Source organism: Natrinema sp. LJW11 (genome assembly GCF_056135975.1).
The window spans coordinates 847,477-863,441 of record NZ_JBWBDM010000001.1 but is presented as its reverse complement, the minus strand read 5'-3'; the positions used below and the strand labels follow the sequence as shown (position 1 = coordinate 863,441).

At 62.2% G+C, this 15,965-nt stretch carries 12 protein-coding genes and 1 pseudogene; 4 read left to right on the top strand and 9 right to left on the bottom strand.

The genetic code is table 11. The annotated features are described in order from the left end of the window. The first annotated feature begins 226 nt into the window (after positions 1-226). Positions 227-1,432, top strand: coding sequence for a CaiB/BaiF CoA transferase family protein (locus tag AC0QDI_RS04170; RefSeq protein WP_474665497.1), 1,206 nt, complete (start codon positions 227-229; stop codon positions 1,430-1,432). 83 nt (positions 1,433-1,515) lie between these two features. Here the strand turns inward: AC0QDI_RS04170 and AC0QDI_RS04165 are convergent, their stop codons facing one another. Both AC0QDI_RS04165 and AC0QDI_RS04160 read right to left on the bottom strand, forming a co-directional pair. Then, positions 1,516-2,709 (bottom strand): CaiB/BaiF CoA transferase family protein, encoded by a 1,194-nt coding sequence (locus tag AC0QDI_RS04165; protein WP_474665495.1) that lies wholly within the window; start codon positions 2,707-2,709, stop codon positions 1,516-1,518. A 205-nt stretch (positions 2,710-2,914) separates the two neighbouring features. After that, positions 2,915-4,084, bottom strand: a pseudogene (locus AC0QDI_RS04160) (3-hydroxyacyl-CoA dehydrogenase); the annotation flags it as partial. A gap of 146 nt (positions 4,085-4,230) precedes the next feature. Here AC0QDI_RS04160 and AC0QDI_RS04155 point away from each other — a divergent pair. Both AC0QDI_RS04155 and AC0QDI_RS04150 read left to right on the top strand, forming a co-directional pair. Beyond that, positions 4,231-4,896: an enoyl-CoA hydratase/isomerase family protein gene (locus AC0QDI_RS04155; protein ID WP_474665493.1), complete on the top strand. Its 666-nt coding sequence runs from the start codon at positions 4,231-4,233 to the stop codon at positions 4,894-4,896. Further along, complete coding sequence (locus AC0QDI_RS04150) at positions 4,893-6,611, top strand: AMP-binding protein (protein WP_474665491.1); 1,719 nt, start codon at positions 4,893-4,895, stop codon at positions 6,609-6,611. Before AC0QDI_RS04155 ends, AC0QDI_RS04150 begins: the two co-directional genes overlap by 4 nt. A 192-nt stretch (positions 6,612-6,803) precedes the next feature. Here AC0QDI_RS04150 and AC0QDI_RS04145 read toward each other — a convergent pair whose 3' ends face one another. The 6 genes from AC0QDI_RS04145 to AC0QDI_RS04120 all read right to left on the bottom strand — a co-directional run bounded on the left by AC0QDI_RS04145 (position 6,804) and on the right by AC0QDI_RS04120 (position 13,292). Further along, positions 6,804-7,184 (bottom strand): Zn-ribbon domain-containing OB-fold protein, encoded by a 381-nt coding sequence (locus tag AC0QDI_RS04145; RefSeq protein WP_474665489.1) that lies wholly within the window; start codon positions 7,182-7,184, stop codon positions 6,804-6,806. A gap of 32 nt (positions 7,185-7,216) precedes the next feature. Beyond that, the gene (locus AC0QDI_RS04140) at positions 7,217-8,383 is read right to left on the bottom strand and encodes a thiolase domain-containing protein (protein WP_474665487.1); all 1,167 of its coding nucleotides are present in this window, start codon (positions 8,381-8,383) and stop codon (positions 7,217-7,219) included. 256 nt (positions 8,384-8,639) lie between these two features. Then, positions 8,640-9,665 (bottom strand): TAXI family TRAP transporter solute-binding subunit, encoded by a 1,026-nt coding sequence (locus AC0QDI_RS04135; protein WP_474665485.1) that lies wholly within the window; start codon positions 9,663-9,665, stop codon positions 8,640-8,642. A gap of 141 nt (positions 9,666-9,806) precedes the next feature. Then, positions 9,807-10,250, bottom strand: a complete 444-nt coding sequence (locus AC0QDI_RS04130) for a hypothetical protein (RefSeq protein WP_474665483.1) — start codon at positions 10,248-10,250, stop codon at positions 9,807-9,809. Positions 10,251-10,336: 86 nt separating this feature from the next. Beyond that, a complete protein-coding gene (locus AC0QDI_RS04125) occupies positions 10,337-11,107 on the bottom strand; it encodes an SDR family NAD(P)-dependent oxidoreductase (protein WP_474665481.1) in 771 nt (256 codons plus the stop codon). Between the two features lie 148 nt (positions 11,108-11,255). Continuing rightward, positions 11,256-13,292 (bottom strand): TRAP transporter permease, encoded by a 2,037-nt coding sequence (locus AC0QDI_RS04120; protein WP_474665479.1) that lies wholly within the window; start codon positions 13,290-13,292, stop codon positions 11,256-11,258. 278 nt (positions 13,293-13,570) lie between these two features. On the opposite strand from AC0QDI_RS04120, the gene AC0QDI_RS04115 reads away from it, so the two are divergent. Next, positions 13,571-13,918 carry an enoyl-CoA hydratase/isomerase family protein gene (locus AC0QDI_RS04115; protein WP_474665665.1) on the top strand — a complete coding sequence of 116 codons (348 nt, stop codon included), beginning with the start codon at positions 13,571-13,573 and terminating at the stop codon, positions 13,916-13,918. Positions 13,919-14,234: 316 nt separating this feature from the next. On the opposite strand, the gene AC0QDI_RS04110 is transcribed toward AC0QDI_RS04115, so the two are convergent. After that, positions 14,235-15,308, bottom strand: coding sequence for a phosphotransferase family protein (locus AC0QDI_RS04110; RefSeq protein WP_474665477.1), 1,074 nt, complete (start codon positions 15,306-15,308; stop codon positions 14,235-14,237). Positions 15,309-15,965: the final 657 nt, after the last annotated feature.

Here is a 15,965-nt window from a genome sequence, read left to right as displayed (position 1 = left end):
AAGGCGACCGAAGACTGAGTTGTCAAGCACTAATACCCGGGCGTACCGATTACGCCGCTGTTACTTTGCGACCCGGCGTCGGTACGGGTCCGTCACCGATCGATCGCGGCAAACTCGGTGATTGCCGGGAAACTCAAGTCGGCCACTGGTTCGGTACTCGCCGTCGATTTCGGACGGTACCGGGTGAGTCGATAACTACATCACCGACCGTGCTAATCGTATGCATGTGCCATTATCAGACGTTTCCGTCATCGACTGCGGACAGGTAATCGCAGGACCACTGTGTGCGACCTTTCTCGCCGATCTGGGCGCAGACGTCGTCAAGATCGAACCGCCGAACGGCGAGATGTATCGCAGTTATAGGCGGACCCTCAATGGCGAACCGTACAACCCCGGGTTCGAACTGTTCAACCGGAACAAGCGGGCCCTTTCGGTCGATCTGAAGTCTGATGAGGGTGGTGAAATCATTCACGACCTCGTCGAGGGGACCGATGTCTTCATCCAAAACTGGCCGCCGGGTGTCGCTGAGCGCCTTGGCGTCGATTACGAGACGCTACGCGATATCAACGAGGACCTCATCTACGTCCACGTCACGGGATACGGACAGTCAGGACCGATGGCGGAATTACCTGGAATGGACGCGATGACTCAGCATGTGTCTGGCTTCACGAGCCTACTGGGCTACGACGATGACCGCCCGCCGATCCGATCGCAGTCATCGCTCGCCGACTACTTCGCGGCGTACAGCGCGACGATCAGCGTGCTCGGAGCGCTCATCGACCGCGACTCGTCGGGTGGACAGAAAGTGGAAATTTCGCTGCTCGAGGCGCTCGCGCACAACCTCGACGCAGCCTACGAGTTCTACAACAACCTCGGCGAGGAGTTGGAGCGGGGCGGACGGAATCTCTACTATCAACCGGACATGCTCTACGGGGCGGCCGAAGCGGCCGACGGCTACGTCTCCGTCGCGTTGCTGTTGTACTCCGACCGAATCTGGCGAGCGTACTGCGAACTTCTCGACCGGCCGGAACTGCTCGAAGCGGAGCGCTATCAGACCGTCGAGGGGCGGGTCGAAGACGCCGAGCACCTCCGATCGAAGTTCGAGGATTGGCTCGGGAAGCAATCGGTCGAAGACGCGGTCGATACGCTCAATGAGATGGGAATTCCCGCCGCTCCATACCAGACGATCTCCGAAGCGGCGGAGATGGAGCACATGGAACATCTCGGGGTCTTCGAGGAGATCGACCACCCGCGGTACGAAGAACTGACGCTGACATCGACGCCGCTCTCGCTCTCCGAGTCTGATGTCTCCCTCCGCAGTCGCGCGCCGTTTCTCGGCGAGCACAACCGCGACGTGCTCCGCGAGCGGGGCTACGACGACGACGAGATCCAGCGACTCGTCGAACGCGGCGTCCTAACCGAGACCGAGTGACGAGGTGATTGCTGTTCCTTGCGCAGTTCTGCCGCGCTGATTCGAGTTGACTCCCCTCCGAGACCACGCCCTCGGATCGACGATTACTGACTTTCCTCGCTCGGCCCCGCGGCACCGACCTCGATCATCCGCTCGATCTGGTCGTCGGAGTAACCGAGCTCCTCGAGGACCGCGCGCGTGTGTTCGCCCTGATCCGGCGGGCGCTCGCCGAGATCGGGCCGCCCGTCGGTCGTCGAGAACGGCGGGTTCGCGGTTTTAACCGGCGTGTCCGTGTAGATGTTGTGCGAGTCAGTGAGCATGTTCCGCGCCTCGAGGTGGGGGTCCTCGGTGACCTCGTCGAAGTGCTGGAGCGGCCCGGCCGGAACACCGGCGGCGGCTAGTTGCTCGCAGAGGTCCTTCCGATCGTGCTCGCTGAACTCGCCGTTCAGTATCTCGCGGAGCTCGTCCCTGTTTTCCCACCGCTGCTCGTTCGTATGGAACCGATCGTCGGTGATCAGATCCTCCCGATCGATGGTGTCGCACAACCGCTCGAAGAAGTGGTCGTTGACCACGCTGAGATAGAAGGGGTCGTCGTCCGCAGCGTGGAACACTTCGTTCGGCGCCAGTCCGGCGAATCCCGTCCCGGACCGCTCCGGGAGCTCACCGGTGCCGGTGTAGTGTGCGATCCAGTATCCCATCCAAGCGGTCGCGACTTCGAACAGATTCACGTCGATGTACTCGCCGGTGCCCGTCTGTTCGTGTTCGAGCAGCGCCGATGCGAGGAGGAACGCCGCGGTCGTACCGGTCCCCCAGTCGATCACGCTCGCACCGATTCGGACCGGTGGGCGGTCCTTGTACCCGATGGTGGACATCAATCCGCTCATCGCCTGAATGATCGGATCGTACGCCGGCCATTCGGTGTACGGACCCTCTTGTCCGAACCCGGTTAGAGAGAGGTAGACGACGTCCTCGTTGGTCTCCGAGACCGAATCGTAGTCGAGCCCGAACTTCTCGACGACACCCGGTCGGAAACTTTCGACGACGACGTCTGCCTGGTCAGCGAGCTCTCTCGCCGCAGCCTGCCCCTCGTCGGTCTTCATGTCGAGACAGACGCTCCGCTTCCCGGCGAGGTTGACGGACGCGAACATCGCCCCGTCGAGCAGGCCGCGGAACGCATCGCCCTCCGGTGGTTCTACTTTAACGACGTTGGCCCCGAGCATCGCGAGGAACTGCGTCGAGACGGGGCCGGCGATCGATTGGGTCAGGTCTAGGACGTCGATCTCTTCGAACGGCTGCATGTAACTCCCCCATGGGGTGGGGGGCCCAAAACAGTTTTGCCGAGCTCGCTCCGTTTCGGTCGGGTTAGCGGGTGCAAATCGCCCGTCAGAACGTCTTCATTCCGGCTCGGCTGTTCCCTCCGAACGGCCGTGCTTCGATGTGAGTCCGCGTCAGCGGTGATTCTGGTTCGGTCGACGGACTCGGCCGTGGTCGACGACGTCGTCAGTACTCGTAGAACCCCGCACCGACGTCCTCACCGGTCCGGCCCTCCGAAACGAGTTCGCGGAGGTACGGTGCTGGCTCGTACCTGTCCGCGCCGTACCGGTCGTGCAGGGACTCGAGTTTTTCGAGGATTACGTCAAGCCCGGTCTCGTCGGCGTACGTACACGGTCCCTCGGGGAACCCCGTTCCGAGTCGCATCCCGGTGTCGACCGCGTCGGCGGTCGCGACGCCGTCGCCGATGAGGCGCGCGGCCTCGTTGACGATCATCGCGTCGACGCGCAGGGTGTCGAAGTCCTCGCCGTCGCCTTCCTCGTAGTCGGGACCGTCGCCGTTCCCGTACTCGTAGTGACCCGTCCCGGTCTTCCGGCCGAGTTCGTCGTTCTCCACTTTCTCTTCCATCAGGGGCGCGACCTCGATGTCGCCCGCCTGCCGAACGTGGTAGGAGACGTCGATGCCGGTCATGTCGACGAGTTCGAACGGCCCCATCGGGTACCCCCGCTGGTGAACCATGGCGGCGTCGGCCTCGCGGATCGTCGCCTCGTCCTGCGACACCATCCAGTGGGGTTCGTCGATGAACGGGCCGAGAACGTTGTTGACGACGAACCGGTGGACGTCTTTTCGCACGTAGATCGGCGTCTTGCCGATGCCTTCGACGAACTCGTACGCTCGTTCGGCCGTCTCGTCACTCGTCTCCTCACCGTAGATGACTTCGACGAGGTCCATCTTCACCGGCGGATTGAAGAAGTGAAGGCCGACGACGTCAGCCGGCCGATCCGTCGCGTCGGCGATTTCCGTGATCGAAAGCGACGAGGTGTTCGACGCGAGAACCGCCCCCTCAGGCGCGTACTGATCGACCTCGGAGAAAACCTCCCGTTTCAGATTCATCTGCTCGGGAACGGCCTCGATGACGATATCGGCGTCCGCGACGCTCTCCTCGAGGTCGACCGCCGTGTCGATCCGAGCCGTGATCTCGTCGACGGGTTCCTCGAGCGCGTCGCTCTCGGCGAGTTTCTCGAGCGACCACTCGATGCTCCGATACCCCTCCTCGACGATCTCCTCCTCGATGTCCCGCATCGTGACGTCGTAGCCGGCCAAGGCGGCGACTTCCGTGATTCCGTGACCCATACTCCCCGAACCGAGCACCGTGACGTGTTGGATATCCTCACGCGGCATTGGTAGATACCCTCACGCCGCGGTACTTAATGCCACCGAACCGGACGGCAGATACCCCACAGGCCCGCTCCCGCCGTTTCCGCAGCTATCGAGATCGACCGAGCGCACCAAAAGAGGTAATTGGCCGCCTGACAAACGCCAGTCTCATGGCAACTGTTGACACTGATCTCGTCGAACTAGATCGTTCGGCGGACCACCTCGAGATACGGTTGAATCGACCGGACAGTCTCAACGCGTTGGTGCCCGAGATGATCGACGGACTTCACGACGTGTTCACCCAGATATCTGACGAAGCGGGCCTCGGAGTCCTGATCACGGGATCGGGGCGCGTGACGTCCGCGGGGATGGACACCGAGATCGTCGCGGGCGACTACCACGGGGAGTATCCGGAGCTCGACGCCACCTTGCAGGACGTGTATCGACTGATCGAGACTCATCCTGGCCCGGTCGCGATCGCCGGCAAGGGCGCGCTGGTTGGCGCGGCAGCGATCGTCTCGCTCTCCTGCGAGTTCGTCGTTCTCGGCGACGACGCGACGGTCGTCATTCCTGAGGTGAAATACGGGATCGCCTCGCGGCGCGCCGCCGACCAGTTGCTCGACCTCGTTGGCCGGAAACCGGCGGCCGAGCTGCTGTTGACCGGCGAAGAGATCGACGCCCGACGGATGCGGTCGCTCGAGCTTGCGACTGACGTCGTGCCCGCCGACGCGGTCGAGGACCGCGCTCGAGAACTGCTCGCGACCGTCGGCGAAAACGACGCCGAGACCGTCGCACAGCTGATCGAACTGTTGAATCGGCGGGAGGACGAGGCATGAGCGACGTCCCGCCGCCGGACGAAACGTTCGAGGTGACCCGGAACGGCTGGCCCGACGACCTCCCGCGGACGCTGTCGTTTCCCGCCGGCCGACGGCCGATCCACGAGTACGTTCGTGTCCGCGCCCGGGACCGCCCCGAGGAACCGGCTGTAACGTTCTACGGTCGGACGCTCTCGTGGCGCGAAGTGGATTCCCTCGCCGGAACGTTCGCAAAATCGATGCGCGCACGCGGCTACGGCCGGGGGGACGTCTGCGGGATCTACCTCCAGAACTCGCCGCAGTTTCTCGTCGCCTACTACGGCGCCCAGCGGGCCGGGATGACCGTCACGCCGATCAACCCGCAGTTCAAGTCGCCCGCGGTCGCCAGACAGCTCGACGACAGCGGCACTGACGTGTTGGTCACCCACACCGATTCGCTCGACGTCGCACGTGAGTCGAGCGCTGAGGCGGACGTCACCGATATCGTCGCCACGGCGTACGGTGAATTCACCGGGAACGCCGACCCGTCGCTCCTGCCATCGGTCGTCGCCGACGAGTCGACGGTCGACGCGGCGGTCGGCGACGAGACGCCCCTCCGGGAACTGCTCGCGGAAACGCGCTCGGTCGACCTGCCCGATATCGCGCTCGACGAGACGGCCCTGCTTCAGTACACGGGCGGCACGACCGGACTGCCGAAGGGGTGTGTCCACACCCACTGGAACCTGCTGTTCAAAGCGACGACGACCGCACAGGTCCGCGGGTACGGGTCGCCGGACGTCCTTCTCGGGACGATGCCGCTGTTCCACGTCGCGGGCAAACAGCGGTACTGCGATGCCCTGGCAGTGACGGGCTGTCACGTAGTCCTCCTCGCCCGGTACGATCCCGAAGCGGTGATGTCGGCAATCGACGAACGCGAGGTCACCTCGACGTGGCTCGCGGTGCCGTCGATACAGGAGATCGTCGACCACCCCGACGTCCAGCGGTACGACCTCACCTCGCTGTCGGAGCGACGCGAGTTCACCAACTGTTCGAGCTTCGGCACGACGCTAACGCGAGAACTGAGCGACGCGTGGGAGGATCTGACCGGCGCCTACGTCCAGGAGTCGGGCTACGGCCTCACGGAAACGCACACGACGGACACGCACACGTACGGCGACTCTCGGATCGAACCGGGATTCGTCGGCCAGCCGTGTTACGGCGTCGAGGTCGAGATCCGCGACTTCGAGACGAACGAACCGCTCCCGGCCGGTGAACCGGGGGAGATCGTCCTCCGATCGCCCTCGACGATGGAGGGGTACCTGAACCGACCGGACGCGACGAACGACGTCCTCGAATCTGACGGCTTCCTCCATACCGGCGACGTCGGGCGACTGACCGACGACGGATCCCTCTATTTTCTCGGGCGGCGGAAAGACACGCTCAAGGTGTCCGGCCACACCGTCTCGCCCCGCGAGGTCGAGGTCGTTCTCTCGGAGCACGACGCCGTCGACGACGCGATCGTCGTCGGTGCGCCCCACGAGCGACGCGGTTCGGTGCTCGAGGCCCACGTCATCCCGACCGACGAGACGATAACGGAGACGCGACTCGAGGAGGCGATCCTCAGGTTCGCCGAGCGGAACTTCGCGGAGTACAAGGTTCCAAAGCGGGTCGTTCGTTGCGACTCGTTCCCCCGGACCGACGTCGGGAAGGTCGACCGCGTTGCCTATCGAGAGAAACTCCCGGACGGCTATCAGTAGCCGGCCTCGCCGCATTAGTTCTCCGCCGTTGACGTGCAGCGTCTCGCCGGCGACGAACCGCGCATCACTCCGATATCGACTGCTCCGATAGCAACGTTTCCGGGATGTGGGCCATCCGGTTCCCGCATGGATCGCACCGCGTCGACCGTCCGTGTTCGCCGAGTCGTGATACCGGTGGACGCTCCCAGTCGGCTACGGCTCTGACGGGACGAAAACGGGGATTCCGATTTCGTCCTCGCCGGTCGGGACGAACTGGGCTTCCACCGACATGCCGACCGTGACATCCTCAGGTTGACAGTCGACGACGTTCGTGACTACGCGGGGACCCTCCTCGAGTTCTACGTACGCGAAGACGACCGGGAGGTCGTCCTCCGGCCAGTAGCCGAGGTGACGATGGATCGCGTACGAATACACCTCACCGCGACCGGACGCTTCCCGCCACTCCGCATCGGCGAAGCAGTCCGGACAGAGGGCGCTCGGATAGTGGTAGACGAGCCCGCAATCGGGGCACTCGCGGACGAGTAACCGTTCGTCCGCGGCGGCCGACCAGAACGGTTCAGTCTCGGGTGTCACCGTTGGTACCGGTCGCGGTTCCCAACGGTCTATCATCGGTCTTCCCTCCCGAGGACCGCAGTGATCGAGCCGTGTCTCGTTCCGAGGCTGCCGCCGGTCCCGTGTGCGATGGCGATGTCAGCGTCGACCTGGACCTCCTCGTTGGCTTCGCCGCGGAGCTGTCGGACCGCTTCGATCACCTTCGTCATTCCGCCTCTATTCCCGGGATGGTTCGAACAGAGGCCGCCGCCGTCCGTGTTGAATGGCAACTCGCCGTCGGGCGCCTGTAAGGTACCGCCCTCGACGAACTCACCACCCTCGCCTTTCTCACAGAAGCCCAGGTCCTCGAGGGTCTGAAGGACGGTGATGGTGAAGGAATCGTAGATCGATGCGTAGTCGACGTGCTCCGGACTGATCCCCGCCTCCTCGAACGCCCGAGGCCCCGACTCCCGCGCGGCGGTGTGGGTCAAGTCGAGTCGACCGCCGTCGAAATGCCCGATCGACTCGCCGTGGCCGAGAATCTCGACGCATTCTCGCTCGAGGCTGCTGCGAACGTCCTCGGAGACGAGGATCAGCGCTCCGCCCCCGTCGGTGACGACACAGCAGTCGAGCAGGTGCAGCGGGTCCGCGACCGGTCGCGAGTCGATCACGTCCTCGACCGTTACCGGATCCCGGAAAAGCGCGTGTTCGTTGTACTGCGCGTGCCGGGACGCCGCGACCCGGATCTCGGCGAGTTGCTCCCGCGTCGTTCCGTACTCGTGCATGTGACGCTGGGCGGCGACGGCGTACTTCGAAAGTGTCGTCGCGCCGTAGGTCACTTCGAACCCGTCCTGATAAGTGTTGAACTCGGCGCCGCCGTCGTTCGAGCCCGTCCGCGGCCGCCCGGCGAGAGTAATGAGCGCGACGTCGCACCGGCCGCTGCGGATCGCGTCCATCGCGTGTCCGACGTGGCCGACGTAAGAGGAGCCGCCCCAGTCGGTCGTCTCCGCGTAACTCACGTCGAGACCCAGATAGTCGGCCATGATCAGCGGCGTGAGCCCGCGATCGTACCACGGCATTCCGGCGGTGAAGTAGCCGTTGACGTTGTCCTTCTCGAGGCCGGCGTCGTTGATCGCGCCGCGAGCGACTTCGGCGTGTAGCTGCATCGTCGACTTGTCGGGTGCCTCTCTCGTCGGGTGTTCGTACGCACCCGCTACGTACACTGGTTCCGAATCGGCCATGCGCCGAACCACTCGGCGCTGGTAGGTAAATATTGGTATGCGATAGCGCGTGGCGAACCATGCAATAACTGATCGATGTCCCACGTGTCGATCGAAGAGCGAGACGAGCCGAAGCGGTGTTTCCTGCGGAAAACGACTCCGTCGATCGGATTCGGTCTGGGGTTGCCTATCCTTTCATACGGTTTGCTGTAACGATTTACCGGTGGGACCGCAGGGCGGTCGCGGTCCCACCGGCAATGACTTACAGTAGATCGTATCAGAGCGCGCCCTGGTCCTCGAAGTACGACCGCGCACCCGAGTGCATATCGACATCGGGAATGTCCGCCGCCGGTCCGGCGAGCGCTTCGGTGTCTTCCCAGCTTTCCGCGAGAGCGTGGTATTCGGTTACTTCGTCGAGGTTGTCAACGATCAACTCGAGGAGGTCGTAGACGACGTCTTCGTCCATGTCGGCCTTGACAAACGTATTGTAGACCGTGAAGGTCCAGTACTCCTCGTCGCGGTCGCCGTAGTTCGGACCAGGGGCGTCCTCCGCGCTGATGTAGCCGCCCGTCAGCGGTCGCTCGTCGCCTTCGATCGATTCGATGACCTCGTCCGGCCAGGTGAGCAGCCACGCGTCGTCGTTGATCGAGTACTGCTCCTCGACGTAGCTCGGCGTCAGCGACGCGTTGATCCGGATGTCGCTCACCACGTCGGCCGTTCCCTCGCTGAGCGCGGAGCCCTCCTCTCCGTAGCTGAGCGCGAGCTCGTCGTAGTCGTCGAGGCTGATCGCGTGTTCGAGCTGCGCTTCCATCTGGGTCCGCATCGCCGTCCCCACCGGATTCGGATTCACCGACAGTCCGGGGAGGTCGGTCACCGACTCGGCGGTGTCTCGGTCGCGGGCAGCGAGACCGCCCTGAATGTCGTAGTACCAGAATACCGATTGGATATCGTTCTCGAGCGGGTTCTCCTCGTACTCGCCGACCTCGTTGACGATCTCCCAGGCGTTGAGGGAGTCAGTGTACGCGATATCGGCGGTGCCGTTGTCGAGTAGCCGCATGCTCTGTAACGCGCCGTCCGACGGTCGCGCGTCGACGCTGAAATCGCCGTGTTCGTCGGCGACGGCAGCGATCCCCTGTGAGAGCTGATAGGCGGCTGTATCTTCCGTCGAGGTCCGCATCTGAATCGTGTCGCTATCGCCGCCACCCAGTTCGTTGAGCGAATCTAGACAGCCCGCCAGTCCAAACGTACTGGCAGCTCCGATCGCTGTCAGTGCTTTCCGGCGGGTTGCATTTTGATAACCCATACCACACTAAAGAGAATTATCATACATATATGTATCGGTGAATGGCGCCGTTACGGCCCGATGTGCGTCGCTACGGTGCGGCCTGCAGCCCGCTCGCGGAATCTCGATTGCGGCCGTTGACGGACCGGCGATCGGCGCGGACTATGATGTCTCGCTCGCATGTGATCTTCGGACCGTCGGCGAAGACCCCGTCCTTCGGGAGGGGGTCGTCCGCGTCGCCTCGTTCCCGGCCACGGCGGCGCGTGGCTCCTGCCGCGACTGATCGGCGAGTCGAAGGCGAAGGAGTATCTGCTCACCGGGAACATTGAAGCCAGGGATGCGGTTGAACTCGGTCTGGCTGTCGAAACGGCTAACGAGCCGGTGGACAGCGCTTACGAGCTGGCCGCCGATCTTCTCGATTTCCCGGCGACGGCAGTTCGCCGCACGAACCGGCTCGTCGACTAGGGCCAGTCGTTCGAGGACTACTGCACGGCCGCGATCGAGCACCAGTGGAAGCGCGTCAACGATGTCGAGCATCACGAGGCGATCGCCGCGTTCGACGAGAAGCGCAACCCCGAGTACGATCGCGACGACAGCTGACTCCACCGGACGCGCGGTCGCGTCGGTTTCGTCCCGGTCGCCGTCGAAACGCGGTCGGTCGCTCAGTGAGGCCGGCGCGACGGATCCGTCCGTTAGTCCTGTCGTGCGCCCGAATCGATGTTGATGTCCTGTGCGGTGATGTTCCGCGCGTGCTCACTCGCCAGGAATGCCACGAGCGCGCCGATGTCGCCGGGATCGACGATGCTGTCGAGGGGGAGTCTGTCCGTGATCCGCTGTCGCTTGGCCTCATCGAACGAGACGCCGCGTTTCTCCGCTTGCTTCTCGATCATTCGCTCGATGCGTTCGCCCTCGACCGCGCCCGGACAGACCGTGTTCACGGTGATGTCGTGTTCCCCCCACTCGTAGGCGAGATCGCGCGCGAATCCGATCATCCCCGCTTTCGACGCCGAGTATGGCGTCCGGGTCGGATACGGATCCTTCGCGGCGATCGACGAGATGTTGACGAGACTCGCCCGGTCGCTTTCCTTGAGGTACGGCAGCGCGTGCTTGCAGACGAGAAACGCGCCGGTGAGGTTGACGCGCAGCGTGTGCTCCCACTCCTCGAGGGGCAACTCCTCGACGGTCTTGTGTGGACCACCAATACCGGCGTTGTTGACCACGCAGTCGATCCCGTCGAACTCCTCCGCCGTTCGCTCGAGCGAGCGTTCGATCGAATCGACCTCCGTGACGTCGGTCTCTACGGCGAGCGCTCGGGCATCGCCGATCTCCGCCGCAGTGTCGTGGATGCCGTCGCCTCGCGCAGCGACGCCGACCGATGCGCCGCGCTCCGCGAGTTCGATCGCGATTCGGCGACCGATTCCCTGACTGGCGCCGGTGACGTACGCGGTCCGTCCATCTAACATATGCTATTCAATCACAATACTCGCTAAATGTATTCCGGTCTCTTATCGGCGCGGCGAGGGGAACGAGGACGCTGGTACGTGCAGAACCGAGATCGCCTCGAAGGGGCCGCGTATCGAACCGGACCGCGAGGAGAGGGGCGCGACCGCGTCAGCGAGACGTCCTGACAGTCTCGAGGGTTGGAGCATTCCCGTTCACAACGACGATCAGCCACACGACTAGCACGGCGCTGAGACCGAGCTTGACCATCGTGTTCGGCAGGAAGCAGATTCCCAGTCCGAGGGCCATGTACGCCGCTCGCGAGGGATAGCCTAGGTTCCCCCGGAAGTCGTAACCGACCAACGAGATGACCACCGAGATGATCCCGACCGATGCGGTCACGAACATGAGGGCGGTCGTCACGCCGTCCCAGTATATCAGCGACTCGTTGAACACGAATATCCACGGGATTAGGAACGCGAACAGTCCGAGTCGCATGGTCTCCTTGCAGACGTCCCAGAAGCTCGCACCCGCGATACCACAGGCCACGGCACAGGACAGCGCGACGGGCGGCGTGATCGTCGAGAGCAGCGCGTAGTAGAACACGAACATGTGGGCGGTGATGTCCCCGAGACCGAGACGCACGAGGCCGGGGGCAGTCAGCACGGCCACGACGACGTACGCGGCCGGCGTCGGCATCCCGAGGCCGAACAAGATGCTCGCGAGCATCGCGAGCGCTAGCACTGCGAGGAACACGCCGCCCGCCAGTGAGATCATCCGGAGCGAGAAGCTCAACGCGAAGCCGGTCTGTGTGATGATCCGGATGACGATGCCGAGCGAGGCGAGCACGGCCGCCAGCGGAGCCATATTCACGACGCCGATCTTGCAGCCTTCGATGGTCCGTCGGCCCCAGATTCGGATCGTCTCCGTCGACGGTCCGTCGAGGATGAAGTCGCGAAGCAACGCGGCCGGAACCACGGTGAGGATCGCGTACATTCCCGCGCTCATCGGATCCCACCGGAGGACGACGAGCGTGTAGATCAACACGACGAGCGGTAACGTGTACGGGGCAGTGCTGATCAGTGTCTCCACGACGCCGACCTTCTCCTCCTCCGAAACGTCGCGGATATCGTCCCCGCGTAGCAGCCATCCGTGCCGGTTCGCCGAGAGGTGAACGGTAAACGCCATGCCGATGTAGAACAGTAGCGCCGGAATGATCGCCGCCTGAATGATGTCGACGAAAGAGACGCCGATGATGTCTGCCATCAGAAACGCGGCCGAGCCCATAACCGGCGGCAGAATCTGGCCGCCGGTGCTCGCGATAGACTCGATCGACGCCGCGTACTTATCGCTGATCTTGTTGTTCTGCATCAGCGGAATAGTAAATGAGCCGGTCGTCGCGACGTTGGCCGCCGAGCTCCCAGTGATCGATCCCATCAGCATGCTTGCGATAACTGCGGTCTGCGGAATGCCGGAACTAACGCGACTGCCGACGGATTTCCCGACCTTGATCACGTACTCCATGCCTCCGTAGGACTCGACGATGCCGGCGAAGAAGATGAATATTACCACCCACGTCGCACCGACGCCCAGCAAGAACCCGTAGACGCCGTTCAGCGCCACCGAATTGCTGTAGACGATAGTCTCGAGGGAGAAGCCGCCGTGGTTGAGAATTCCGGGAAAGAGCGGACCCGCATAGCCGTAAAAAATTGCGAAGACGGTGACCAGACCGAGCAGTTTTCCGTACGCTTTCCACGTCGCGTGGATGGTGATCAGAATGATTATCGCGCCAACGATTAGGTCAGTGTTCGTGTAGAGCAACTGCTCCCGTGCCTCTCTGAGCCATCGCCAGTAATTGGTGTGCACGTACGCTGTCGTAGCAGCGATCGTGACGAGCAATCCGGCGGAAACGACGTTGTTTAAGCGTCCGCGTACGCCCTCTCGGGAGAAGTCCAAATCGGCAAGGTAAAAGGCCGATAGCAGCAGCCCCAAGTGGATGTTCGAGTGTTGCGATCGCGGCATCCGGCCACTGGAGGCATAGTACAGGTGCCAGAGGACAGTTGCGATACCCAGCGTATACAGTAGGATGCGAACACCCCGTTCGAGAGAGAGATCGGATCGTGACCGAGGGAGAATTTCGGGAAGGTCATCTATGCTATCTGGAGTGTCTCCATCATTATCTGCTGGCGCCGCTCCTGTTCCAGCCATACTCTTTCCGATTTGCTACGCCCTAATAATACTTGTGCGAATCAGTACCGTACGAGATTCAGTCAGCTACACACAGACGGATCATGATAGCCTCGGGGAACGTTCCCACGATAAGCGTTCTCGGCGAAGAAACAGGTCGGTAGCTGCATGTTACAGTCTCCGAAGCAGAGCCGTCGCGTCCCGCTCGGTGCAAAACTGTACAGGCACATGTCTTTCACGTTCTGCGGTCATCTACGTGGGATGTCAGACGATGCGGTATCAGCGAGCTTTGAGACGGAATCGCGACGAGTACACTTGATCGACCCGACCGATCGAACGCGCCGTCGGATGACATCGATCGAGGAATCAAGAGCGCACTGGACGCCGTAAACGAGCGAGACGATGTTCGATCCATCGTGTTCGAAGGAACCGGAAACGCGTTTTGCGCCGGTGGTGACGTCAGCGGGATGGAAGACCGAGACGAGTCTGAACGGGGGCCTCGAGAAGACCCCCTCGTCGCCCCACTCGAACCGGGGGGAGGTCGGGTTCGAATATCCGCGAGCGATCGGGCTGTTCGACGAGGTGATAGCGTAAGGGCTCTCGTCATAATGGGGAAAATATTGTCGGTATGGGTCGTTATACCTTGACTTGTGGTGTCGTGCAACGTGAGGTGGTTCCCCGAAACACCGACAGAACCCACTGATAAATTCATAGAGATTATCAAGCCAGTCGCACCTGAAACTCCTGTACACAGCCAAGGCATCCACGGTTCCCGCAGAAGCACCTGCCTTCTCTCCGCTTCTTTCACCTATCGTTGTCGACCGGTGAGTATCGACCAGCCCGACTCTCCAACGAGATTATCGTCGCTGTGAGGTTCGGAGAGGGCACGGTCGGCGGACTTCAGACCGCCGCTATCGAATCAGACGGTGCAGACATATAAGACGATAGAGGAGCGCTGCGCCGTCACTCGAGTTCCTCGCCGTTCACGATACGGTGTGCCCAGTCTACGAGGGTCACCGTCCGCTCTTCCATCCGCGGGTACGTCTCGTTATCCGCGTTCCCCTCGAGATATCGCCGGTAGAACATCTCGCTGAGCGCGCCGATCTTGTAGATCGCCAGTGCGCGGTAGAACCGTTCATTCCGGAACGTATATTCAGTCTGGGATTCGTAGTACTTGACGAGTTCGTCGCGCGATAGATAACCCTCTGACAGTTGGAACTCCCTCCCCCCCGGAGAGCCGAAGATATCGGTCTCCGCTTTCGTTTCGGGCCAGAACAGGAGGAGCCAGCCGAGATCCGTGAACGGATCGCCGAGCGTCGATAGCTCCCAGTCGAGGACGGCGGCGATCTCTAGCGACTTCTCGGGAGCGAACATGACGTTGTCGAGTTTATAATCCCCGTGAACGAGCGTGTGGGGGTACTCTTGGGGAACGTTCGCCTGGAGCCACGACGTCACTTCGTCGATGTGGGGCACCGGCCGATCGTCTTCGGTCACCTGGAAGGCCCACTCGTACTGTGACTCCCACCGATCGACCTGCCGTTGGGTGAAACCGGCAGGTGATCCGAACTCGCCGAGTCCGGCCGCTTCGTAGTCGACGTTGTGGATCTCGGTGAGCGTGTCGATCAGTTGGCGCCCGATCGCTTCGCGGTGTCGCGGTTCGGCGAACCGCGTCGGCTCTTCGTCCCTGATAACGACGCCGTCCTCGCGTTCCATCAAGTAAAACTCGGAACCGATGACGTCCTCGTCTTCGACGGCCAGCACCGTCGTCGGCACCCGGACGGACGTCTCCTGTAACGCTTCCATGACCGTGTATTCCCTGAGGACATCGTGTGCCGTGTCGGCGGTCTCTCCCGGCGGCGGCCGTCGGAGCACGAGATCGCGACCGCCCCACGTCACGAACAGCGTTTCGTTGGACTGTCCGCCGAGATGGCGCTCTACCTCGAACTCGTCCACCGGACCGAGCGCGGACTCGAGGCGAACTCGTAACCGGTCCCGATCGACAAGTCGGTCGAAGAACTCGTCGTTGCCGTCGCTCATCGCCTGCCACCACCTCTCTGTGGGGTGTCAGGAACTCGGTTTCCCATGTTATGGCGTACGTTTCGGAGCGTCAAATAACTCCCGGATCGCTTATATCTCCGGCAATTCTAATTCTTGACCGATAGGATAGATTATATTCATATAGATATATTTCTGCACTTGGTCAAATCCTTCGGCATCGTCGGGCCCAGAGCGCTGCTGATCACGAGCGAGGAGGAGGCCCGGCAACAAAGCTGGGAACCTATGGTTTCTATTGTGTAGACCGAAGTCGTTAGCGTTGATCCGATGACGATGTTCACTGGACCGATCCCCGCGCTCCGTTCGAGAGCGGGAGTCCTCATCGCGGAACGTCGTCGCTTCGGAACAGTGGGAGACAGCAGACCGTTGCATGAGAGGTCCCCGTCGGTAGTACTCGATCTTGAGCGGGTGCGACGGTCGGACGTGGTCTTCGAATCACGGTGAGATCGCTGAGATGCCAACCATGTTCTGTGAGGACAGGGACCAATGAACGTTCGACATAGCGGAATCAAACCTAATCAGTTGCGTGATTGGAATATCGGATGAAATTTACTATAGTACTGAATATAATTATTGATCATTATCCAAGAGAGGGGTGGGCGGATCAGAGGGACTTTGCTTTACAACTATATGCTTGTA